Origin of the sequence: Micromonospora sp. L32 (assembly GCF_052068055.1) — a bacterium.
In the GTDB taxonomy this organism is placed as follows: Bacteria; Actinomycetota; Actinomycetes; order Mycobacteriales; family Micromonosporaceae; genus Micromonospora; species Micromonospora purpureochromogenes.
In genome coordinates, this window is sequence record NZ_JBQHDD010000005.1 from 416,741 (window position 1) to 439,071 (window position 22,331).

The following is a 22,331-nucleotide window of genomic DNA, read 5'->3' on the forward strand; positions in this document are numbered from 1 at the left end:
CACGTGTCACAACCCTCCCCCCTCGTCGCCGCCCAGCAGCGGGCGCTCGCCCTCCGTTCCGCCGGTGATCTGCCCGCCGCCCGCCGGCTGCTGGCCGACACGATCGCCTCGGTCCGGCCGGCGTACGGCGAGGACCACCCGGAGGTGCTGGGCACCGCCCACCTGCTGGCACGGATGCACCGCGAGGCCGACGACCCGACCGCCGCCCGGCGGGTGCTGGAGGAGGCGTACGCGGCAGGCGAGCGCCGGTGGACCGGCAGCGAGCCGCTGATGCTGGCCATCTCCTTCGATCTGGGGTCGGTGGCCGAGGAGCTCGGCAACCGGCACGAGGCCCGCCGCAACTACACCCGGGTGGCCACCGCCGGGCCCGCCGTGCTCGGTGAGCACCACCCCGCGGTACGGGCGGCCCGGCAGTACCTCGGCGGCGCGGCACCGGCGATGCCCCCGCCCGTCGCCCCGCAGCCCGGGCCGGCTCCGCAGCCCGGACCGGTTCCGCTCCGGCACTCCGGGCCGCCCGCCGTTCGGCAGGCCGGACCGCCGAGCACCGCGCCGAGCACGGGCGGCGCGTTCTCCGCGCCCACGACCGGCATGCCGCAGCAGAGGCCGGTCGTACCGCCGGTGCGGCAGCAACCCACGGCGCCGGTGCCCCCGCAGCGGACCGTACCGCCGGCGCCCCAGGCGCCGCCCCTCGCTCAACAGGTCTCCGCACCACCGCAGGCCTCGCCCGCACGCCGGGTGCCGCCCGCGCCGGCACCACCCGCGCCACCGCCGCCCGTCGCGGCCTCGCAGCTTCCGCACGCGCCGCACGGGCAGTTCTCCGTGCCGCCGGCACCCCAGGTGCCGGTGCCCCGGTCGGCCCCGCCCGCGCCGCATCCGCCCGCCCGGCCGACCCCGCAGCCACCCGTGGTACCCGCTCCCATTCCGCCCCGACCCGGGCCACCCGCGCACGTCGACGCCGCCGCCCCCAACACGTCACCGTGGGCGCCGCCGCACCTGCGGGCCCCGGCCGTGCCCCCGATCGCGCCGGCGGATGCGCGGTCCGGACCCGCCGCCACGTCGCCCCTGCCGCCGGCGCCCGGGCCGGCCGCCGCAACGCCGCCGGCTCCGCAGCCCGCGCCGGCCCGGACGGCGGTGCCACCACCCCCGGTCCCTCCGCGGGCACAGGTACCGCCCGGCCCGATGACGGCGCCCGCGATCGTGCCACCGGCACCCCAGGTGCCGAGCCGGACTCCGACGGTTCCGGCGCCGCCGGTCGACGCGGCGCCGACGCCACTTCCGCCGGACCACCGGCCCGCCACGGGTACGCCGGTGACCACCGGAGGCACCACGCCGAGTCCGGTGACCACCGGTGCCACCCCGTCGCATCCGTCACCGGTCACGCCGCTTGACAGATCGACGGAGCCGGCCGGCACGGAGGTCCCGCGGCCGACGGTCCCGAAGGCGCACGGCTGGGACCGGCCGACCATCCAGGTCCAGCAGATAGATCCGCTCCTGCGCGAGGAGGCCCAGCGCCAGGCGGGAACGACCCGGGCGACGACCCGACCGACGAACGCCCCGGTCAGCACCCCGCCCGTCAACTCCCGACCGGTCAGCCCCGGCCCGGTCAGCGCGCCGCCGCACGCCGGGGCATCCCAGCCCGTCAGCGGCCCGCCGGTGAGCGCACCCCCGGTGCCCCCACCGCCCACGACCGCCCGACCAGTACCCGCACCGCCGGTCGTCAACGCACCACCGGTCTCCGCGCACCCGGCCACCGTGCACCCGGTCAGCGCTCCCCCGGTCCCCGTGCGGCCGGTGAGTGCGGCCCCCATCCCGCCGGTCAGCACGCCACCCGCACCGCCGGTCAGCGCACCACCCGGACCACCGGTCACGCCGCTGCCTGCACCGCCGGTCCCGCCGGCACCCGTGCCACCGATCAGCGCGCCGCCGGTCCCGGCGCCCACGCACCCGATCAGCGCCCCGCAACCACCGCACCGTCCGGTCGCCCCGCCGACCCACCCCGTCAGTGCGGCCCCCGCGCCCGGCACCCCGGCCAACCCGGTGAGCGCCCCGCCAACCCAGCACCATGCGGTCACCCCGCCGGCCCACCACCTCAGCGCGCCCCCCGTGACAAGCGCCGCGCCCGCACCCTCCTACCCGGTTAGCACCCCGCCGGCGCCCGCCTACCCGGTCAGCACCCCGCCGGCACCGAACCAACCCGTCGGCACCCCACCAGCATCGAACCACCCCGTCAGCACCCCGCCGGCCCTCCAGGTGCACCGTCCGTCGATGCCGCCCGTGGCCAGCAGGCCGCCGGCACCGCACCACCCGGTGAGCTCCACGCCGGTGAGCACCCCACCGGTCAGCGCGCCACCGTGGGGGCTGACCGCGCCCCCGTGGAGCAGCGTCGCGCCGCCGCAGCCGCTGACCACCGCCCCGAGCCGCGACGAGCCGGCCGAGGACGACGACGGCAGCAGCCAGACCGACACCGACGGGCCGCTGGAACTCGTCGACGAGCCGCTGGTCGCGTACGACATGCCGCCGCAGGTGGTGCAGGAGGAGGCCGACGCCCCCGTCGAGCAGCCGCGCCAGGAGACGATGTATCCGCCGGTGTACCAGCCGCCGCCGGCGTACCCGGTCGAGGCGCCGCCGGAGCGGCGCGGGCGGGGTCGCGTGGTGCTGGCCGTCGTGGCGGGCGTCGTGGTGCTGGGGGTCGCGGGGGTCGTCGGCGCGGTGGCGTTGGACCGCGACGAGCCCGGCGTGCCGCCTGCGCCGACCAGGGGCACACCGGGGGCGGCGAAGGCAACCGGCGCCCCGCCCACCGGCCTGAAGCTGCGCGACGACGGGACGAGCGTCACGATCACCTGGTCCGACCCGGCGGGTGGCGGGGTGCCGATCATGGTCGCCGGCGGGCGCGCCGGTAAGGCGCTCGGCGTGATGGCCACCGTCGACCCGGGACAGACGACCTACACCGTGAACGGGCTCAGCTCCACGGTGGACTACTGCTTCACGGTGCTGGCGGTGTACTCCACGGACGCCTTCGCCACGTCGGGACAGGTCTGCACGGACCGGGAGCGGCGGACGCCGGCGGGTTGACCGACCGTCCACGGCGCACACGCTGGGTGTCCACAGGGGGACCCAGCGGGTTCCCCGGTGCCGGCGCGGCCCATATGATGTCCCACGGCTCAGGGGAGGGTCGCCGGGGACACGGCGCGCCACCTGGACAGCCAGACGGGGAGGCAGCCGGACGTGGCCACCATCGACGACCCGGGGCGGAGCACCGTGACCGACACCGCCGCACCGCCACGCCGCTCCCGGATGCGCGGCGGGCTGGTCACCATCGGCACGGTGGGTGCGCTGCTGGCGGCGATGGGGCTGACGGTGCTCGGGCTGGGCGCCGCCGACAACGCGGTGGCCAACTACGACGCCAGCAGCTGGTTGTGGAGCGCGGCGCGCAGCGAGATGGCCCGGGTCAACGGCGTCACCGCGCGGGTCGACACCCGGATGGAGATCCCCGGCGCGCGGCGGCACCCGATGCAGGTCACCCAGACCGATCGGCTGCTCATCCTGCGCGACCTGAACACCGGCCAGGTCAGCTCGCTGGACCTGGCCACCCTCCAGATCACCGCGACCACCCGGACCACGCCCGGCCTCGGGGTCAACGTCGTGCTGCACGAGGACGCGGCGTTCGTCGTCGACGCCGTGCAGGGCATCGTCCGGCAGCTGGACCCGCGCTCGCTGACCCCGGTGGGTGAGCCGGTGCGCTACCCGCCGGGCATCACCGGCGGCGCGTTCGACGGCAAGGGCCGGCTCTGGATCGCGATCCCCAGCGAGGGCACCGTCTCGGCGGTCACCGCGGCGGAGCTGCCCGCCGCCCCCACTGATGGCGGCGGCCTCAGCCCGAAGCAGGTCGAGACGTACACGGTCGCGGAGCCGAGCCACGAGCTGGTGGTGTCCACGCTGGACGACGGCGTGGCGGTGCTGGACCGCACCTCGGCGTCGCTGGTCACCGTCCGCGCCGGCGAGACGGTGCGCACCCCGCTGGCCATGTCGTCCGCGGGCACGCTGCCGGCCCGGACCAGCGGCCCGGCCGTGCCGGTCACGGTGGGCGGCGAGCGGCGGGTGCACGTGGTGGCCGACGGCAGCGAGGTACGCCAGTTCACCGTGCCGGGCAGCGGTGACCGGCTCAACGCGGCGGTGGCCTGGGCCGGCCGGTTCTACTGCGCCGACGAGGCCAGTGGGACGGTCTACGCGTTCGACGGCGCCGGCAAGCTGGTCGACACCATCCGGGGCAAGGGGATGACCGGCCCGCTGGAGCTGGACGTGCGGGAGAACCACCTGTTCATCAACGCGCCCGACTCGTCGACCGCTCGCGTGGTCGACGACAAGCACCAGGTACGCGAGGTCAACAAGTACGCCAACGACGTGCTCGGCGGTGACCCGCCGCCGGTTCCCCCGCCACCGCCTCCGCCGAAGAAGCCGAAGGTGGGCAAGCCGAGCGCGCCGCGCAGCGTCACCGCGTCCGCCGGCAACGCGCAGGCCCGGGTGAGCTGGAAGCCGGCGGCCGCGAACGGCGCCGAGATCACCAGGTACGTGGTGGAGGGCGGCGGCCAGAAGCACGAGGTGGGCGCCAACCAGCGGGCGGTGGAGATCACCGGCCTGACCAACGGCGAGTCGTACACGTTCGCGGTGCACGCGGTGAACGCCAAGGGCGCCGGCCCGGCCCGGCGGAGCAACCCGGTCACCCCGACGGCGGCGGTGCCGGACCCGCCGGCCGGCGTGACCGCCGAGGCCCGGCCGGACGGCACGGTGCTGGTGAAGTGGCCGGCCGCGAACGGGCAGGGCAACACCATCGCGAAGTACGCGGTGACCGCGACCTCGGCCGGCACGAACGCCCCGGCCGGCGAGTCGGCGAAGACGGAGCTGGTGGTGCCGGCCGGTGAGCTGGAGTACGGCACCCAGTACGCCTTCACCGTGGTGTCCGTCAACGACAAGGGCGCCGGTTCGGCGGCCTCGCCGGTGAGCAACACGGTGGTGCCGTTCGCCCCGCCGGGGCAGCCGGCCGAGTTGCGGGCGACCACGGTCGCCGACCAGCGCGGCACCGTCGCCGTGCAGTGGTCGTCGGCGCTGGACAACGGCCGCCCGGTGACGAAGTACCTGGTCGACGTCGGAGGCAAGGTCAGCGAGGTGACCGACACGCAGAAGATCGAGTCCGGGCTGAGCGACGGGCAGAGCGTGACGGTGAAGGTGAAGGCGGTCAACGAGGCCGGCCCCGGCCCGGAGGCCAGCACCACTGCGCGGACGGTCGCGGCGCCCCGGGTGACGGTGACCGGCTCGTCGGCGACCGCCACCGCGGCGACCGTCACCTTCACGGTCGACGCGGGCGGCGGGCAGGCCACCTGCTCGCTGAGCACCGCCGGTGAGGCGGCGAGGTCCGGCCCCTGTTCCAGCATCACGATGCCCGGCCTGACGCCGGGTACGGCCTACACGTTCACGGTCACGGCGAGCAACGCGGCCGGCAAGGGCACCGCGAACCGGGCGCAGACCACCGACCCGCTGTACGGCGTCGCCACCTGCAACAACGGCGCGTCCGGACCGGAGGCGAGCTACTGCGACAACGACGTGGCCGGCCGCAACGGCAACGAGGTCTTCTCCGTGCCCCGGCAGGACAACAACAGGCAGGTCGGTTGGGCCAGGCCCGGCACCCGACTCAAGGCGTACTGCAAGAAGTCGGGCGAAGAGGTCTACGCCTACATCTACAACGACAACAAGCGCAGCACCTGGTGGGTGCAGGTCGAGTACTCCGGACGCAACTACATCCCGTGGGCGTGGCTCAACCTGGAGGGTGGCGACAACATCAACGTCCTGCCCACCTGCTGACGCCGCACCAGCCAGTCGAGGAGCACCACCACCGTGAACAGCACCCAGGAACCGCTCACCCACCCGGAGGTGCAGGGCTTCGCCGCCCTCGCCGCCCGGCTGGCGGAGAACGTCAACGCGGTCGTGCTGGGCAAACCGCAGGTGGTACGGCTGGCGCTGACCGCGCTGTTCGCGCAGGGGCACGTCCTGCTGGAGGACGTGCCCGGCGTCGGCAAGACGACCCTGGCCCGGGCGATCGCCGCGACGGTCAAGGGTGAGTGGCGCCGCATCCAGTTCACCCCGGACCTGCTCCCCTCGGACGTCTCCGGGGTGACCATCTTCAACCAGGCCACCCGGGGCTTCGAGTTCCACCCGGGGCCGGTCTTCGCCAACATCGTCATCGCCGACGAGATCAACCGGGCCTCGCCGAAGACCCAGTCGGCGCTGCTGGAGGTGATGGAGGAGCGCACGGTCACCGTGGACGGCGTCCGGCATCCGGTGCCGCAGCCCTTCCTGGTGGTGGCCACGCAGAACCCCGTCGAGATGGACGGCACCTACCGGTTGCCGGAGGCGCAGCTGGACCGCTTCCTGGTGAAGCTGTCGGTGGGCTACCCGGACGAGGCGGTCGAGGTGGAGGTGCTGCGCGGCGCGACGGTCCGCTCCCCCGACTCGCTCAGCGCGGTCACCGACACCGCCACCGTCGGGGAGATGGTCCGGATGGCCCGCCGGGTGCACATCGCCGAGCCGCTCTACGCGTACGCGGTCCGGTTGGCCGCCGCGACCCGCAACCATCCGCAGGTACGGGTCGGGGTCAGCCCCCGGGGCGTGATCGCGTTGACCCGCGCGGCGTGCGCGTACGCGCTGATCGACGGCCGGGGCTGGATCATGCCGGAGGACCTGAAGACCCTCGCCGAGCCGGTCTTCGCGCACCGGCTGCTGCTCACCCCGGACGCGCAGGTGCGCGGGGCGACCCCCGCCGAGGTGCTGCGCCAGGCGATCGCGTCGGTGCCGGTGCCGCTGCCGTCGGGCCAGCCGGCCCCGGCGAACAGCTGACGGCCGTACGTCGATGGGGATCACCGCCCGCGGCGTCGGGCTGCTCGTCGCCGCCGTGCTGCTGCTCGGCGTCGGCTTCCGCTTCGCGTACCCGGAATTGGCGCTGCTCGGCGCGGCGGCCGCGGTGGCGGTCGGCTACGCCGTGGCGACCGCCGCCTGGCGGCCCCGCCTGGCGGTCTCCCGCAGCGCCGACCCGGACCGGGTGGCCCGGGGCGAGCCGGCCCACATGACGGTCACGGTCCGAAACGCCGGGCGGCTGCGGGCGGCGAACCTGCTGGCCGAGGACCGGTGCGGCGCGGCGACGGTGCCCGTGCCGGTGCTGCGGCTGCGTCCCGGGCGGGACACCACCGTCCGGTACGAGGTGCCGACCCGACGCCGGGGCGTGGTGCCGGTCGGCCCGCTGCGGGTGACCCGGCGCGATCCACTGGGGCTGGTGGCGCTCTCCCGCCCGTACGGTGCAACGGTGCCGGTCTGGGTGCACCCGCGGATCCACCCGCTGACCGCGGTGCCCACCGGGGCGGGGCGCAGCCTCGACGGCCGGTCGGACAGCGTGCCGCACGGGTCGATCACCTTCGACTCGCTGCGCGAGTACGTCGTCGGCGACGAGCTGCGCCGGGTGCACTGGCGCACCAGCGCCCGGGTCGGCGAGCTGATGGTGCGGGAGAACGTGGACACCAGCCTGCCCCGGATCGTGGTGCTGCTGGACAACCGGGCCCGCGCCCACCCGCAGCGGGTGGACGGGGTGGCCGAGTCCTTCGAGTCCGCCTGCGAGGCCGCCGCCTCGGTGGTCACCGCCGCCGTCCGGGAGGACCTGCCGGTGGCACTGCTGCTGGTGGCGCCCGGGGAGGACCGGGCCGGCGAGCCGCCGCTGGACCGGCTGGCCGCCGTGGAGCTGACCGACGGCGATGCCGACACGTTGCACACCTCGGCGAGCCGGCTGCGGCAGGACCGGGCCGGCGACACGCTGGTCTTTCTCACCGGGCCGGGCGGCCGGGCTGACCTGGGGCAGGTCGGCGCGCTGCGCGGGGCGTACCCGTCGGTGGTGGTGGCGGTCTTCGGCGCGGACGGGCCGATGCCGGCCGCCGCGGCGGGCCTGGTGGTGCTGGACGTGGCCGACGGCGCCGGGTTCGCCGCCGAGTGGGACGGGGTCCGCCGGTGGTGACGACGCAGGCGCGCCCGGCCGCGTCCGGTTCGGCGGCGCCGCCGGACGACGGTCGGGGCGCGACGGTACGGCGGGGGCTGCGCGCGGTGCCGGTGCCGGTGGCGCTGGTCGTGATGACCGCGCTGGCCGGGGTGGTGCTCGGTCGGGTGTACGCCGACGACCTGCTGACCCGGCTGATGCTCGGCGCGGCGGTCGGCTCGGTGCTGGTCAGCGTGGCCGCCCGGCGGCTGCCCTCCTGGCTGGTGGCGCCGGTGTCGGTGGCCGCAATGGCCGGCTGGACGGCGTTCTCGCTGCACCTGGCCGCCCGGCACGCCGACCTGCCGGGCAGTTTCGGGCCGATCGTCGCCGACGCGGCCCGCAACGGCATCCCCCGCCTGCTCACCGCGATGATCCCGGTCGAGCCGGCGCCGGACACCGTGCTGGTGCCCCTGGTGGCGGCCTGGCTGGCCGGGCTGACCGGCGCGGAGGTGGCGCTGCGCGCCGGCCGGACCCTGCTCGGCTTCCTGCCGCCGACGCTGCTCTACGCCGGCGCGCTCTACGTGGTGGGGCCGAACGCGGACCCGGCGACCTGGCCGTCGGTGGCCTTCGCCGGCGCGGTCGCGCTGGGGCTGGCCGCCTCCGACCGGCGGGGCGCGCCGGGGGCGGCCGACCCGACGGCCGGGCTGGCCCCGTCGGTCCGGGCGGCCGTGCGGGCCCGGCTGGTGGCGGGCACCGCGCTCGGCCTGGCGGTGGTGGTGGGGCTGGCCGCCCTGCTCGGGCCGCTGCTGGCCGCCCGGGTCGACGACCGGCCGGTGGACCCGCGCCGCTACGTGGAGCCGCCGCGGGTGGAGTCGCTGGACGAGAACCCGCTGATCCGGATCTCCGGCTGGGCGCTCAACCCGGAGCAGGAGCTGCTGGACGTGACCACCCGGGCGCCGGCCGGGGCCGAGAGCCGGATCCGGCTGGCGGTGCTCAGCGACTACGACGGGGTGACCTGGCGGGTCGGCGCGACGTACCGCAACGCGGGGCGGATCCTGCCCGCCACGACATCCCACACCGGGCCGGTGGAGACCGTCCAGCAGGAGATCACCGTGGCCGGCCTGACCGGACGGCTGCTGCCGGCGGTGGCCACCCCGCGCGAGGTCACCGGGGCGCGGGTGGCGTACGACCCGGCGACCGGGACGCTGATCCGCCCGGAAGGGCTGAGCCCGGGACTGCGGTACACGGTCACCTCGGCGCGGGAGCGGCCGGACGCGAACCTGCTCGCCACCGCCGACGTGCCGGCCGGTGCGGAGGTGGCGCGGGTGCTGCGGGTCGCCGACGGTACGCCGGAGCCGCTGCGCAAGCTCGCCGGCCAGCTCGCCGAGGACAACGGTGCCCCGTACGCGCGGGCCGCCGCGATCGAGCAGTTCCTCGCCGAGCACTACCGGGTGGTGGCGGACGCGCCGAGCGGGCACGCGTACCCGAACTTGAACTTCTTCCTCTTCGGACCACGCGGGGGCGGCGGGCAGCGCGGCACGTCGGAGCAGTTCGCGGCGGCGTTCGCGGTGCTGGGCCGGCTGACCGGCCTGCCGACCCGGGTGGTGGTGGGTTTCGAGTCGCGCGGCGACGGTCCGGTCCGGGCCGCCGACGCGTTCGCCTGGCCGGAGGTGCTCTTCTCGGGCGTCGGCTGGGTGCCGTTCGACCCGCTGCCCCGGCCGGACACCGAGCCCCGCCCGGTGGAGGAGGACTTCCGGCCGACGCCGGACGACCCGCCCCCGTCGGAGGTGCCCGAGCCGACCGTGGAGCCCACCGCGACCCCGCCGGCGGTGGCCGCCGCGGACGGTCCCGCCGGTGACCGGGGCGTGTCGACGCCGGTGCTGGTCGCCGTGGCCGTCGCCGGCCTGCTGCTGCTGGTCGGGGCGGCGTTGGCCACGCTGGCCGGGATGCGCCGGGCGCAGGCCCGGGCCCGCCGGGAACGAGGCGACCCCGGCGAGCGGATCGCCGGCGCCTGGCGGGAGGTCACCGACGCGCTGCGCCTGGCGGGCCGGCCGGTCGGCGGCGACCTGGCCGCCACGGAGGTGGCCCGACACGCCCGACGAACCTTGGCCGACGCCCGCGCCACCACGACCGCCGACCGGACCGCTCCTCCGACCGCTCCTGCGATTGTCGACCGGACCGGCGAGACCGACCACGCCGGATACGCCGGGTACGGCCCGGCCGTCGCCACCGCACCGGCCATGGTGGACGGACCTGACGTGGACGAGCTGGCCGTCCTGCTCAACCAGGTCGCCTTCGCGCCCGGTAGCGCCACCCCGGCCCACGCCGACAAGGCGACGGCGCTCGCCGAGCAGTACGTGGCGGCCCTGCGCGCCGCCCGCCCCCGCTGGCGCCGCCTGCTCTGGTCGGTCCACCCCGGCCCCCTCCGCTGGCGCCCCTGACCCCACCCAGCGCCCCTGCCCATGCGCGAGCCGGGCACCGCCAGCGGGCTCCGGCCACGGTGATCAAGAGGTTTGCGTCAGGAAACCGGCCCGCCGAGACGCAAACTTCTTGATCAATGAGCAAGCCGGCGGGAGGGCGCGGGAGGGGAAGCGGTCAGGCGCGGAGGCGGCGGACGAGTTTGCGGAGGCCGGCCTGCCAGCCGTCGGGGTCCTGGGCGCGGCGCAGGGCGTACGCGGCGACCTCGGGGTGCGGCAGGATCAGGAAGCGCTCCTCGGCCAGCCCGGCGATGGCCGCGTCGGCCACCTGGTCGGGGGTGAGCACCGCCCCGGAGGCCGCGATCACCCGGGCGCCGAGGTGGCCGGCGGCCAACCCGTCGGCGAGCATCGGCGTATCCACCCCCTGCGGGCAGAGCGCGCTGACCCGGATGCCCTGGTCGCGGTAGGTGATCGCCAGCCACTCGGCGAACCCGACCGCCGCGTGCTTGGTGGCGGTGTACGGGGCGTCGCCCACCGCGGTCAGCACCCCGGCCGCCGAGCAGGTGTGCAGCAGGTAGCCCTCGCCCCGGGCCAGCATCGCCGGCAGCACCGCGCGGGCGGCGTACACGTGGGACAGCACGTTGACCCGCCAGGACCGGTCCCACTCCGCGTCGGCCGCCTCCACGCCCCCGCCGGTGGCCACACCCGCGTTGGCGCAGAACAGGTCGATCCGGCCGTACCGTCGCTCGGTGTCGGCGACCATGTCGCGGACCTGGTCCTCGTCGGTGACGTCCACGGCGACGGCCCGGGCGATCGGGCCGACGCTCTCGGCCACCGCGCCGGTGGCGCTGGCGTCCAGGTCGGCCAGCACCAGCGCCGCCGCGCCCTCGGCGGCGAACCGGCGCGCCAGCGCCGACCCGATGCCGCCGGCCGCTCCGGTGATCACCGCCACCCGGTCGGTCAGGTTCACGCCCGCTCCTCCCCCGCCGGCCCGAGCCGGGCGATCAGGTCGCCCAGCGCGGCGGCGCCGCCGGACGTCAGCTCCGGGGTGGGCAGCAGCGCGAGCACCGGCACGTCCACCCCCGCCTCGGCGTAGCGGCGCACCTCGGCGCGGCACCGCTCGGGCGAGCCGTGCAGCACCAGCGCGTCGACCACCTCGTCGGGCACGGCCGCGCCGGCGCCCCGCCGGTCCCCGGCGGCCCAGGCCGTCCACATCGGGCCGAGCGCGCTCTCCCGGCCCAGCCAGCGGTGGAATTCGGCGTACGCCGGCACGGTCAGGTAGCTGGTGATCAGCCGCCGGCCGAGGGTGCGGGCGTAGCCGGCGTCCTCGGTGGGGCAGACGAAGATCCGGGCGACCACCTCGAAGCCGGGGCCGCGTCCGCCCAGCTCGGCGAGGGCCTTCGGCACGTCGTCGGCGGCGAGCCAGTTGAGGATCACCCCGTCGGCCTCCGCGGCGGCCAGCCGGAGCATCCCGGGGCGCAGCGCCGCCAGCAGCACCGCCGGCGGCACCGCCGGCGGGCGTTCGAGGGTGAACCGGCGTACGGCGAAGGTGTCGAACGCGCCGTCCACCGTCTCCCCGCGCAGCGCCGCCCTGAGGAAGCGCAGCACGTCCCGGGTGCGCCGGAACGGCTCGGTGAACGGAATCGCGTTCCAGTCGTCGACCAGCACCGGCGAGGAGGCGCCGATGCCCAGCGCGAAGCGCCCCGGGGCGGCCTCGGCGAGCGCGGCGGCGCTCATCGCCAGCAGCCCGGGCCCCCGGGTGAAGACCGGGGCGATCGCGGTGCCGAGGCGCAGCCGCGGCTGCCAGGCGGCGGCGAGGGCGAGCGGGGTGAACGCGTCGGCGCCGTTGACCTCCGACGACCAGACGTCGGTGAACCCGGCCCGGTCGAGGGCCGCGTAGACCGCGGCGTGGTCGGCGAGCGGGACGCCGCCCAGCGGCACCGTCATGCCCCATCGGTTCGTCATCCGGTCGATCGTGCCCGCTCGCCGGCACGGGAACAAGAGCCGGGAACACCGCGGCACTCGACGCGTTCCGCGCGCCCGCCGGGACGGACGGCGGTGCCCGCACGAGATCTGCTCTACCGGCCCGGGCCATCGCCGGTCGGACCGGGCCAACGGCCAGCAGGTGGTGTGGGCCACTGCGGTCGGCGGCGTGAGCCATCGCCGGTCGGTGTTGTGGGCCACTCCGGTCCCGGGCGCCAGCGCGCCGCGCTCGGCGGGGACTCCCGGGTGCCCCACGGCGACGCTAACCTTCACCGGTGACCTTCTCCCTCGTCGCCCGGTCCGCCGACGGCCGCCTGCACGGCGTCGCCGTGGCCAGCAGGTTCCTCGCCGCCGGCGCCCTGGTGCCGGGGGCCGAGGCCGAGGTGGGCGCGGTGGCCAGCCAGGCCCACGCCAACCTCTCCTACCGGCCGAACGGGCTGGCGCTGCTGCGCGCGGGCGCCCCCGCCGCCGACGTGATCGCCCAACTGGTCGCCGCCGATCCGGGCCGGGACGACCGGCAGCTCGGTGTGGTCGGCGCCACCGGCCCCGGCGCCACCTGGACCGGCCCGCGCTGCGGCGGCTGGGCCGGTGGCCTGGCCGGCGACGGCTGGGCGACCCAGGGCAACATCCTGGCCGGCCCGCAGGTCGTCGAGGCGGTGCGCGACGGCTGGCTGGCCGGGGAGTCGCTGCCGTTCCCGCAGCGCCTGCTCGCCGCCCTGCGCGCCGGTGAGCAGGCCGGGGGCGACCGGCGTGGTCGCCAGAGCGCGGCCCTCCTGGTGGTCCAGCGCGGCGGTGGGTACGCGGGCACCGGTGACAACCTGGTCGACCTGCGGGTGGACGACCACCTCGACCCGGTCGGGGAGCTGCACCGGCTGCTCGACATCCACACCATGCTCTTCGGCAAGCCCGACCCGGCCACGCTGCTGAAGCTGGCCGGCCCGCTCGCCGACGAGGTGGCCGGTCTGCTGGCCGCCGCCGGCCACCCGGTCGGCGGCGCCGGGCTGACGGCCGCCGTCCACCCGGTGGGCGCTGCGGCGCCCGCGACGGTCGCCGGGCCCGCGCTGGAGGCGGCGCTCGCTTCCTGGGCGGGCTGGGAGAACCTCGAGGAACGGCTGGTGCCGGGGCACATCGACCCGATCGTCCTGGCGCACCTGCGCCGCACGGTCGCCGCGATCCCCGCGCCCCGGACCGGCGACTGACCCGGTCCACGGCGACCCGCTGCCCTGCCCGGCACGGCGGCCCGCTCCTCTGCCCGGTAGGCGACCCGCTGCCCTGCCCGGCAGGCGACCCACCTGCCCTGCCGGCGCGGCGACCCACCGCTCTGCCCGGCACGGTGGGCGCGAGCCTGCCGGGGAGCCGGCGACCCGGCCGGCCGGCGGACGGGTCAGCCGGCGAAGGAGAGCCAGCGGAAATCCGCCGCCGCGATCTCGGCGCGCTCGGCCTCGGTGAGCGGCAGCCGCCCGGTGGTCTTGCGGATCAGGGTGAGCGGGTCCCAGCCCAGCCGCGCCGGGACGGGCCGGCCGCCGGTGAGCAGGTCGGCGACCACCTGGGCGGCGGTCGGGGTCAGCCACGGCCGCCGGTCCAGCGCCCGGGCCAGGTCCAGGCCGTGCACGCCGACCTCCACCACCCGGGTGACCAGGAAGTCGGACAGGGTCATCGCGTCGCCGTGCCGGGTGCGGACCACCCGGTCGGCGGGCTGCGCCGCGACGGCGGAGTCGGTGCCCCGCCAGGCGGCGGTGAAGGCCCCGGCCGTCGCCGCCGCGTCGGCCGGTCGACGGGCCTCCCGGCGGGCGTTGTCGACCCGCGCGGCGTCGACCTCCGGGGTGAACTTCGCCGCGCCGAAGTAGCCGGCGGCGTCCACCTCCGCCCGGGGCGGGGCCGGCGCGGCGAGCATGTCGACCAGGCGGCCGGCGCCGGTGCTGACGTGGGCGACGAGGTCGCGGACGGCCCAGGGTGGGCAGGGGGTCGGGCGGCCCAGGTCCGCCTCGGTCAGGGTGCGCAGCACCCCGTCGAGCCGGGCGCACTCGTCCCGGAACGCCGTCCGTACCGTCTCCACCGGGCCGATCCTCCCCCGCCGTCGTCGTGCTCGTACCCTGCCACGTCGGTTTCGGCCGGCCGGTCGCGGGTACGCGCCGGGCCGACGAGAGGGGGCGGGCGACAGATGGCCGGCATCATGCTGCGCAGCACCGCGTTCAACGACCACGACCAGTTGCCGGGGCGGTTCTCGCGAGACGGCGGGAACGCCTCACCGCCGTTGCAGTGGTCCGACGTGCCGGAGTCCACGACCGAGCTGCTGCTGCTGGTCGAGGACCCGGACGCCGGGCGGAGCCCGTTCCTGCACTGGCTGGTCACCGGGATCTCCCCGACCTCCGGCGGAGTCGGGGAGGGGCTGGTCCCCGAGGGCGGCCGGGAGTGGCCCAACGGCTTCGGCACCACCGGGTGGGGCGGGCCGCACCCGCCGAAGGGCGACGAGGCGCACCGCTACTTCTTCCGCCTGTACGCCCTGGAACGCCCGGTCGACCTGCCCGACGCCCCGCAGGCCGCCGACGTGCACGCGGCACTGGCCGGCCGGGAGCTGGCCAGCGGCACCATGGTCGGGACGTACCGGCGCTGATCAGCCCTTGTAGCGGGGCACCAGGCGGTGCATCGGGAGCAGCACCAGCGCGGCCACCACCGCCATCGTGCCGGCGATGCCGGCGGCGCTGCCCGCGTACCCGATGAAGAGCGGACGGCGGCTCAGCTCGTCGACCGGCACCTGTTGCTGGTCGAGCAGCCAGGACAGGGCCAGCCCGCTGGCGACGACGGCCGCCAGGCCGCCCAGCCCGAGCAGGGCCGCGGCGACCCGGTGGGCGTCCTCGGCGGAGACCTGCGCCTGCTCCCGTTGGAAGACCAGCAGGAGCAGCCCGGCCAGCGCGGCCCAGACGCCGACCACGAGGAACGCTGCCACGGCGTCGCTGGGCCGGTGCCAGCCGGCGGAGAGGGTGGCCACGCCGGCGATGGCGGCGTACGCGACGCCGAGGAACGCCCCGAGCGGGCGCACCTTGGGCGGCAGCACCAGGATCAGCGCCAGCGCCACCGAGGCGGCGATGGTGGCGTGCCCGCTGGGCAGGCTGTTGCCGGCGGCGTCCCGTTCGGGGTCGATGCCCAGCGCCGGCCGGTCGAGGACGTACTTGAGCAGTTGGGTGCTGACGTTCGCGCCCGCGATCAGCAGGGTGGCCGCGACGGCGAGCGCCTTGCGGCCACGGATCAGCGCGATGAAGCCGATCACGGCGGTGGCGGCGAGCAGCGACACCACCGACATCGCGTTGAGGATCCGGTTGACCGGCCCGTCGATGCGGTCCTGGCCGATCTGGTTGCCGGTCAACGCGACCGTGTCGAGCCACTGGCCGGTCCCGGTGTGCACGGCGAAGCGCCACAGCACCATGAGAGCGGCCGCCTGGACCAGAGCCAGTACGACCAACCAGACCGCGGTCCAACCTCTTGCCGTCGCGCGCACCCGCACACCGTAGCGGCACTCCCGGCAGGTCGCTCGGCGGGACACCGGTGCGTCCCGGCTAGGTTGGGGCCGGACCACGGGAGGTGACGGTGGGCGGTACGGCGGAACGGGAGCCGGCGGTCGCGGAGCGGCCGGAGTCGCTGGCGGACCTGCTGGGCGGGCGGCGCGGTGCGGTGGACGCGACCCTGCCGCCGGTGGCGTTCACCCTCGGCTGGCTGCTGACCGGGCGGTCCATCGCCGGCGGGGTGGCGGCGGCCGTGCTGGTCGGCACGGCGGTGGCCGGGTGGCGGCTGCGCCGGGGCGACCGGCCGAGGTCGGTGCTGGTCGGGCTGCTCGCCGTCTGCGTCGCCGCGCTGATCGCGCTCTACACCGGACGGGCCGCCGATTTCTTCCTGGTGCAGCTTCTCTCCAACGCGGCCAGCGCGCTGGTCTGGGTGGTCAGCATCGTGGTGCGCTGGCCGCTGCTCGGGGTGGTGGTCGGGGTGGCGCTGCGGCAGCGGGGCCGGTGGCGGCGGGACCGGGCGCTGCTGCGGGCGTACTCGCGGGGCAGCTGGGTCTGGGCGGCGACGTACGCGTTGCGGGTGGCGGTGTTCCTGCCGCTGTACCTCGGCGGTCAGGTGGTCGCGCTGACGGTGGCCCGGGCGGCGATGACCTGGCCGCTGGTGGCGGCGGCGCTGACGGTGAGCTGGGTGCTGATCCGGCGGTCGCTGCCGGCCGGCCACCCGGGGCTGCGGCACCCGGTCACCCCGGACGGAAGCTGAACCGGGGGGAAAAATTAAGGGAGAGGCCGCCACGGGGGGAGCGGCCTCTCCGAGAAACACGGTACTCCGTCGCACGGCGTCGTGTGATCCCGCGACGCCCTCTTTTTTCGCGGCTTTTCCCTGACGCACGCCGCGGCGGGCGGTGGGGTGGGTCGCCCGATCCGCTGCGTCGACCGAACCGTCGACCCACCCCCGGCCCGACGGTGGGAGTCGGGCCGCCCGCCGACCGGGCGGTCCGCTCCCCCGGGCCCGGTCGGCCCCCGGGTGGGTGGCGCCGCGCCACCCACCCGGGAGGGTCACCTCACCCGTTCGGGAACAGGTTGCCGTAGTCGGCGTACGCCATGGCGACGTCGGCCTGGGCCCAGAACCGGTGGTAGTTGAAGGTCGGCTCGGCGCCACCGTTGAGGTAGGCCTGCACCTTGGGCCAGTCGGGGTCGTTCTTGTAGAACGACCGGATGTCCAGGAAGCTCTTGCCGGCGGCGATGGCGTCGCCGTTGGGCATCTTCCCGGTCCAGCCGGACGGGACGTAGAGGCCCTGTCCGTCGGCGGCGTTGTAGACGTCGTCGAAGCGCCGGTAGTCGCCACGCTTCTCGGTGGTGGAGACGCCCTTGGCGTCGCTGGCCGCGTGGAGGGCGTCCAGCAGCCCCTTGGCGGTGTTCTTGGCCGACACGTTGCCCGACTTCGCCGCGTACGCGATCAGGGTGCGGGCGTAGGCGGCGGCGACGCCGACGTCCTGGCCCTTCACCGTCACCTCGACGTGCAGGTTGGTGTTCGCCTGCGGGTTGGCCGGGTCCCAGTTGTTGGGCTGGCCGGTCCACTTCATGTCCGACGGGATCGACCAGTTGGTGCCCACCGTGGTGTTGGCGATGGCCCACGGCACCCACTTGTCCAGCAGCGCCTTGGCCTTGGCGTTGCCGGTCTGCAGGTACAGCTCGGCGATCCGCTGCATCGACCAGGCCTGCATGCCGAACCACTGGTTGGACGGCGGGTCGTTGTAGACCGGGTCGACGTCGTAGTACATGCCGTAGAAGGTGGCGGTGCCGGCCGGCGGCTGGGCGTAGCTGCCGTCCCAGCTGTTGGTCGCGCCACCGGCGATGCCGCCCTCGGCGGACTGGAGCCAGGTGTAGAACTCCAGCTGCCGGTCGAAGCTCTTCTGCCAGTCGGCGACCGCGGTCGGCGACTTGGGCTTCAGCTCCGGCACGCTGGTCAGCGCCCAGGCCGCGAACGGGTTCTGGTAGCCGAAGTGGTTGTGGCTGGAGCCGATCCGCCAGGACCAGTTCTGGCTGGGGTCGTACGCGCCGCCCCAGGCGTAGTACCAGGACATCAGGTAGTGCGCCGAGTCCCGGCCGCTGCCGGCCGGGCAGGTGCTGGCCCCGACGCAGTTGCCGATCTTCTTGAAGTACTTGTCGAACATGGCGTAGCGCAGGTAGTCACCCATCTTGGCGGCCTTCGCCACGGTGGCGGCCACGTCGGCCTCCCGGCCCTGGGCCTTGGCCCAGGTCAGCGCCCAGTACGCGGCCTGCACGGCGCGGGCGTCGGCGTCCGGGGCGTTGGTGTACTTCCACTGCTTCGCGGGGGCGCTGCCCTCCTTGACGAACAGGTCGAGGTAGCCGTACTGGCCGCCGTGGGCGTAGGTGTCGCAGGAGGGCTGCGGCACGGTCTCCCACACCGACTCCTGGGTGCCCCGCTGGAAGGTGTTGATGTACGCCGGCCGGGTGGTGCCGTCGCCGCAGCGGCCGAAGCCGTAGGTGTTGTCGACGTCCAGCAGCCAGTGCATGCCGTAGATGTCACCGGTGCCGTAGGTGCTCTGCAGTTCCGAGCGCAGCGGGTCCTGGCCGACCGGGACGGAGGGCTGCAACTGCGACGGGTACTGGCTGGGCAGGTTGTACTCGGCGGCGTACTGGGCGGTGCCCGCCGCGCCGGCGGTGGGCTGGTCCGAATGATTCGGAATTATATATTTTTCCATGACTGTCCAGGCGTTGTTGAACGGGGCCCAGTTCTGGGTGACCCGGCCGTACTGCGCCTCCAGCCAGAGCCAGAAGCTGAACGCCTCCGAGGTGGTCTCGTGGCCGTGGTCGGGCGCCTCGACGATCAGCGTCTCGACCGAGTGGTACGGCACGCCCTCCTGGCTGAAGTACCCGGAGTTCTTGATCTTGCCGTACTGGTCGAGGAACCGCTTGATGTAGGCGTTGTCCCCGCCCGGGGTGTCGTTGTCGATCTCCGTGACGGCGATCGCCAGCGGCGCGAAGCCGGTGGCCGAGGCCGTGACGGTGGCGGTGCCGCCCAGGGTGTCCGCGTCCTCGGCCGCGGCGACGGTGGCCGTCACCCCGGTGTTCCAGTTGGCCGGGGTGAGCGTGACGGTCGCCGGGGTGACGGCGACGTCGGTGTCGCCGGTGCGGGTGAGGGTCACCGGCACGTTGGCGCTGGGCGCGGCGCTGAGCTTCAGGTTGACCGTGCCGGTGCCGCCCTCGGTCACGCTGACCGCCGACGGGGTGGCCACCAGCACCGGACCGGAGGCGGGGTTGACGGTGAACGCCTTCTCCGCGACCGCGACGCCGTTGGCGTTGTCGTACGCCTTGGCCTGCACGGTGTAGCTGCCGGCCGGCAGGTCCTCGAGGGTGTAGCCGTACGGGGCGGTGGTGTCGGTGTTGACCAGCAGGCCGTTGCGGTAGAACTCGACCTTGGCGATCGTGCCGTCCGGGTCGCCGGCGGTGGCGGTGAGCGGCACGTCGGCCGGCGCCTCGAACGGCCCGGTGGGCAGCCCCAGCGACACCGTCGGCGGCTGGTTGGCCGGGGTGCCGTTGCAGGCGACTCCGTTGAGGGTGAAGGCGGTGGGCTTCGGGTTGCTGCCGGAGTACGCGCCGTTGAACCCGATGGTGGTCGACGCGCCGGTGCCGAGGTTGCCGTTCCACGACTCGTTGGTCGCGGTGACCTCGCTGCCGGTCTGGCTCCACTTCGCCGACCAGCCCTGGGTGACGCGCTGGGAGCTGTTCGGGAAGGAGAACTTGAGCGTCCAGCCGGTGAGTGCGTCCCCCAGGTTCTTGACGGTGACGTTGGCGGTGAAACCGGTGTTCCAGTCGTTGGTCGCGTAGACCACGTCGCAGGCGGGGGCGGCCTGCGCGGCGCCGGCCGGCAGGGTCACCCCGCCGATGGCCAGCGCGGTGGCGGCGAGCATCGCCGTCCGGCGACGTCTTGCCCAGAGTCTCATGTGCGCGGTGTCTCCCTCGGATGAGGGCCGGAGCCTGACGGGCCGCCGGCGAGGCGCCTCCACGCGAGCAGGGAACGCGGGGGGACGGAGGCGCCCGGGAAGGTGGTCGGTGCGGAACTGCGCCGGTCTGCCGCCCGTGGGGCGGCGGCGGTTCCTCGGGGTGCCGTCCGGAGATCCGGATGCCCTCGGCGACCCACGCTCACGCGAGCTGGCTCCGCTGCGTCGATTCGACAGTCTGCCATGGAAGCGCTCCCACGACAACACCGCAGGTGAGACACCGATCGATGTTTCGATCTCGTTTTGGGGCTTTCACAAACCCGTGACGGGCGTTACAGTCGCTGCATCGCCGATGGGAGCGCTTCCATCGACGGAGATGCAATTGTTCGACGACCGTGGTCGCCCGGCCGCGGTGCAAGCCAAGAGGCTGACGACGGGCCAGCCCGGACACCGTCGCCAGCCGACACCCGCCAGTGACGGAGGGAGGTGGAACCAGAGCCACTCGCGTGGCCCGGCTCCCGCGCGACACGCACGGCGGACGCCAATTCGACTCGTGCGTGTGTGCACCAAGGTGGGGACGGGGGTTGCCCTCCCCCGTCCCCACACTAAACCCCCGTAGTCGACGGGAAAAGAGGCCGACGGGACAGGCGCGTACGCCGCCCGGCCGGCCTCGCTCGCTATCTGCGCCCCGCCCGACGCGTCGGACGACTGACGGCGCCCGTCACATCTCACTTCCCCCATCCCGGCCGCCTCCGCGCGGCCCTCTAGGCTGGCGGTCCGCCCCGAGGCGGCCGGAACGCCGCATGCCGGTGCTGGGAGCGCTCCCGGCCGTCGGGGTGGCCCGCACCCTGAGGAGAAACACCGATGTCGATACTCACCCGACGGCGACTGCTGCACCGCGCCGCGCTCTCCGCCACCGCCAGCGCCGGGCTCTCCCCGGTCGGGGCCGCCGTGGCCGGCGCGGCCGCCGCCGTGACGGCCGGCTGCGACACCCGGCCGGACAGGGACCCGACCGCCACCACCGGCGCGGGCACCCTGCGCTTCCCACGCGACTTCGGCTGGGGCGCGGCCACCTCGGCCTACCAGATCGAGGGCGCCGCCAAGGAGGACGGGCGCGGCGAGTCGATCTGGGACACCTTCAGCCGTACCCCGGGGCGGACCCGCAACGGCGACACCGGCGACGTGGCCGCGGACCACTACCACCGCTGGTCCGAGGACCTGGACCTGATGCGCGACCTCGACCTGCGCAGCTACCGGTTCTCCGTCTCCTGGCCCCGCATCCAGGCCGACGGCACCGGCCGACCCAACCAGCGCGGCCTCGACTTCTACCGCCGGCTCGTCGACGGCCTGCACGAGCGCGGCATCGCACCCATGGTCACCCTCTTCCACTGGGACCTGCCCCAGTCGTTGCAGGACGCCGGCGGCTGGGAGAACCGGGACACCGCATACCGCTTCGCCGACTACGCCGACGCCGTGTTCCGGGGCCTGGGTGACCAGGTGCCGGTGTGGCTGACCGTCAACGAGCCGAAGACCGTGGTGCAGAACGGCTACCTCTGGGGCCACCACGCCCCGGGCCGGCAGGATCCGGATGCCGCGTACCTGGTCGCCCACCACCTCCAGCTCGCGCACGGGCTGGCGGTGCGCGCCCTGCGGGCCACCGGCTCCACCGCGCGGATCGGGCCGGCGTTCAACCTGCACCCGTGCTACCCGGCCGACGACACTCCGGCCGCGGCGGCCGCGACCCGGCTCTACGACGGGTACGAGAACCGGCTGTACCTGGACTCCGTCCTCACCGGTGCGTACCCGGCCGACGTGCTGGCCGACCTCGGCGGGGACAGCCGGCTCGTCCGGGGCATCGCCGACGGCGACCTGGAGATCATCTCCAGCCCGGTCGACCTGCTGGCCGTGCAGTACTACACCCCGATCTACGTCACCGCCGACGGCGGCACCGTGCGGCGCTGGGCCACCTCCGAGGCGGAGTGGCAGCAGATCTACCCCGACGGGATGTACGACACCCTGACCCGGGTCACCCGCGACTACGGCCCCATCCCGATCACCGTCACCGAGAACGGCCTGCCCTGCCCGGACGTCCTGGGCGCCGACGGCACCGTCGACGACGCCGGCCGGATCGCCTTCCTGCGGGACCACTTCGCCGCCGCGCACCGCGCGATCGCCGCCGGCGTGCCGCTGGAGAGCTACCACGTCTGGTCGCTGCTGGACAACTTCGAGTGGGCCGAGGGCTACGACGAGCGCTGGGGACTGGTCTACGTGGACTACGCCACCCAGCGCCGCATCCCCAAGCGCAGCGCCCACTGGTACCGGCAGGTGATCAGCGACAACGGCCTCTGAGCCACCCGCCGGCCGGGACCGGCGCACCGGACCGCGTGGGGGCGGTCCGGTGGTCTCCGACCCGCCGGGGCGGGCGGGTCCGGCCGGGCGGGACCGGCCCGCCGGTACGGCG

14 protein-coding genes are annotated in these 22,331 nt (G+C 75.3%); 9 read left to right on the top strand and 5 right to left on the bottom strand.

The window, feature by feature from the left end; translation table 11 throughout:
* Positions 1–3: 3 nt before the first annotated feature.
* From ACTMTB_RS16785 to ACTMTB_RS16805, 5 genes are all read left to right on the top strand, one after another.
* Complete coding sequence (locus ACTMTB_RS16785; protein WP_441146632.1) at positions 4–3,072, top strand: tetratricopeptide repeat protein; 3,069 nt, start codon at positions 4–6, stop codon at positions 3,070–3,072.
* A 222-nt stretch (positions 3,073–3,294) separates the two neighbouring features.
* Positions 3,295–5,856 (top strand): fibronectin type III domain-containing protein, encoded by a 2,562-nt coding sequence (locus tag ACTMTB_RS16790; RefSeq protein WP_441146823.1) that lies wholly within the window; start codon positions 3,295–3,297, stop codon positions 5,854–5,856.
* Between the two features lie 33 nt (positions 5,857–5,889).
* Positions 5,890–6,888 (top strand): AAA family ATPase, encoded by a 999-nt coding sequence (locus ACTMTB_RS16795; RefSeq protein WP_441146634.1) that lies wholly within the window; start codon positions 5,890–5,892, stop codon positions 6,886–6,888.
* A 13-nt stretch (positions 6,889–6,901) separates the two neighbouring features.
* Positions 6,902–8,050: a DUF58 domain-containing protein gene (locus ACTMTB_RS16800; protein ID WP_441146636.1), complete on the top strand. Its 1,149-nt coding sequence runs from the start codon at positions 6,902–6,904 to the stop codon at positions 8,048–8,050.
* Positions 8,026–10,449 carry a transglutaminaseTgpA domain-containing protein gene (locus ACTMTB_RS16805; RefSeq protein WP_441146638.1) on the top strand — a complete coding sequence of 808 codons (2,424 nt, stop codon included), beginning with the start codon at positions 8,026–8,028 and terminating at the stop codon, positions 10,447–10,449. Before ACTMTB_RS16800 ends, ACTMTB_RS16805 begins: the two co-directional genes overlap by 25 nt.
* A 154-nt stretch (positions 10,450–10,603) precedes the next feature.
* On the opposite strand, the gene ACTMTB_RS16810 is transcribed toward ACTMTB_RS16805, so the two are convergent.
* The gene (locus ACTMTB_RS16810) at positions 10,604–11,395 is read right to left on the bottom strand and encodes an SDR family oxidoreductase (protein WP_441146640.1); all 792 of its coding nucleotides are present in this window, start codon (positions 11,393–11,395) and stop codon (positions 10,604–10,606) included.
* On the bottom strand, positions 11,392–12,372 hold the full coding sequence (locus ACTMTB_RS16815) for an LLM class F420-dependent oxidoreductase (protein ID WP_441146825.1): 981 nt from the start codon (positions 12,370–12,372) through the stop codon (positions 11,392–11,394). The genes ACTMTB_RS16810 and ACTMTB_RS16815 overlap by 4 nt, the downstream gene beginning before the upstream one ends.
* A gap of 311 nt (positions 12,373–12,683) precedes the next feature.
* Between ACTMTB_RS16815 and ACTMTB_RS16820 the strand changes: the two genes are divergently transcribed.
* Positions 12,684–13,607, top strand: coding sequence for a DUF1028 domain-containing protein (locus tag ACTMTB_RS16820; protein WP_441146642.1), 924 nt, complete (start codon positions 12,684–12,686; stop codon positions 13,605–13,607).
* 185 nt (positions 13,608–13,792) lie between these two features.
* On the opposite strand, the gene ACTMTB_RS16825 is transcribed toward ACTMTB_RS16820, so the two are convergent.
* Entirely contained in the window at positions 13,793–14,473 is a 681-nt protein-coding gene (locus ACTMTB_RS16825; RefSeq protein WP_441146827.1) for a maleylpyruvate isomerase family mycothiol-dependent enzyme, read from the bottom strand.
* Positions 14,474–14,569: 96 nt separating this feature from the next.
* Between ACTMTB_RS16825 and ACTMTB_RS16830 the strand changes: the two genes are divergently transcribed.
* The gene (locus ACTMTB_RS16830) at positions 14,570–15,022 is read left to right on the top strand and encodes a YbhB/YbcL family Raf kinase inhibitor-like protein (protein ID WP_441146644.1); all 453 of its coding nucleotides are present in this window, start codon (positions 14,570–14,572) and stop codon (positions 15,020–15,022) included.
* Here the strand turns inward: ACTMTB_RS16830 and ACTMTB_RS16835 are convergent, their stop codons facing one another.
* Entirely contained in the window at positions 15,023–15,910 is an 888-nt protein-coding gene (locus ACTMTB_RS16835) for a phosphatase PAP2 family protein (protein WP_441146829.1), read from the bottom strand.
* Between the two features lie 83 nt (positions 15,911–15,993).
* On the opposite strand from ACTMTB_RS16835, the gene ACTMTB_RS16840 reads away from it, so the two are divergent.
* Positions 15,994–16,665: a DUF3159 domain-containing protein gene (locus tag ACTMTB_RS16840; RefSeq protein WP_441146646.1), complete on the top strand. Its 672-nt coding sequence runs from the start codon at positions 15,994–15,996 to the stop codon at positions 16,663–16,665.
* A 301-nt stretch (positions 16,666–16,966) separates the two neighbouring features.
* On the opposite strand, the gene ACTMTB_RS16845 is transcribed toward ACTMTB_RS16840, so the two are convergent.
* Positions 16,967–19,873: a glycoside hydrolase family 48 protein gene (locus ACTMTB_RS16845; RefSeq protein ID WP_441146648.1), complete on the bottom strand. Its 2,907-nt coding sequence runs from the start codon at positions 19,871–19,873 to the stop codon at positions 16,967–16,969.
* A gap of 861 nt (positions 19,874–20,734) precedes the next feature.
* On the opposite strand from ACTMTB_RS16845, the gene ACTMTB_RS16850 reads away from it, so the two are divergent.
* On the top strand, positions 20,735–22,219 hold the full coding sequence (locus tag ACTMTB_RS16850; protein WP_441146650.1) for a GH1 family beta-glucosidase: 1,485 nt from the start codon (positions 20,735–20,737) through the stop codon (positions 22,217–22,219).
* Positions 22,220–22,331: the final 112 nt, after the last annotated feature.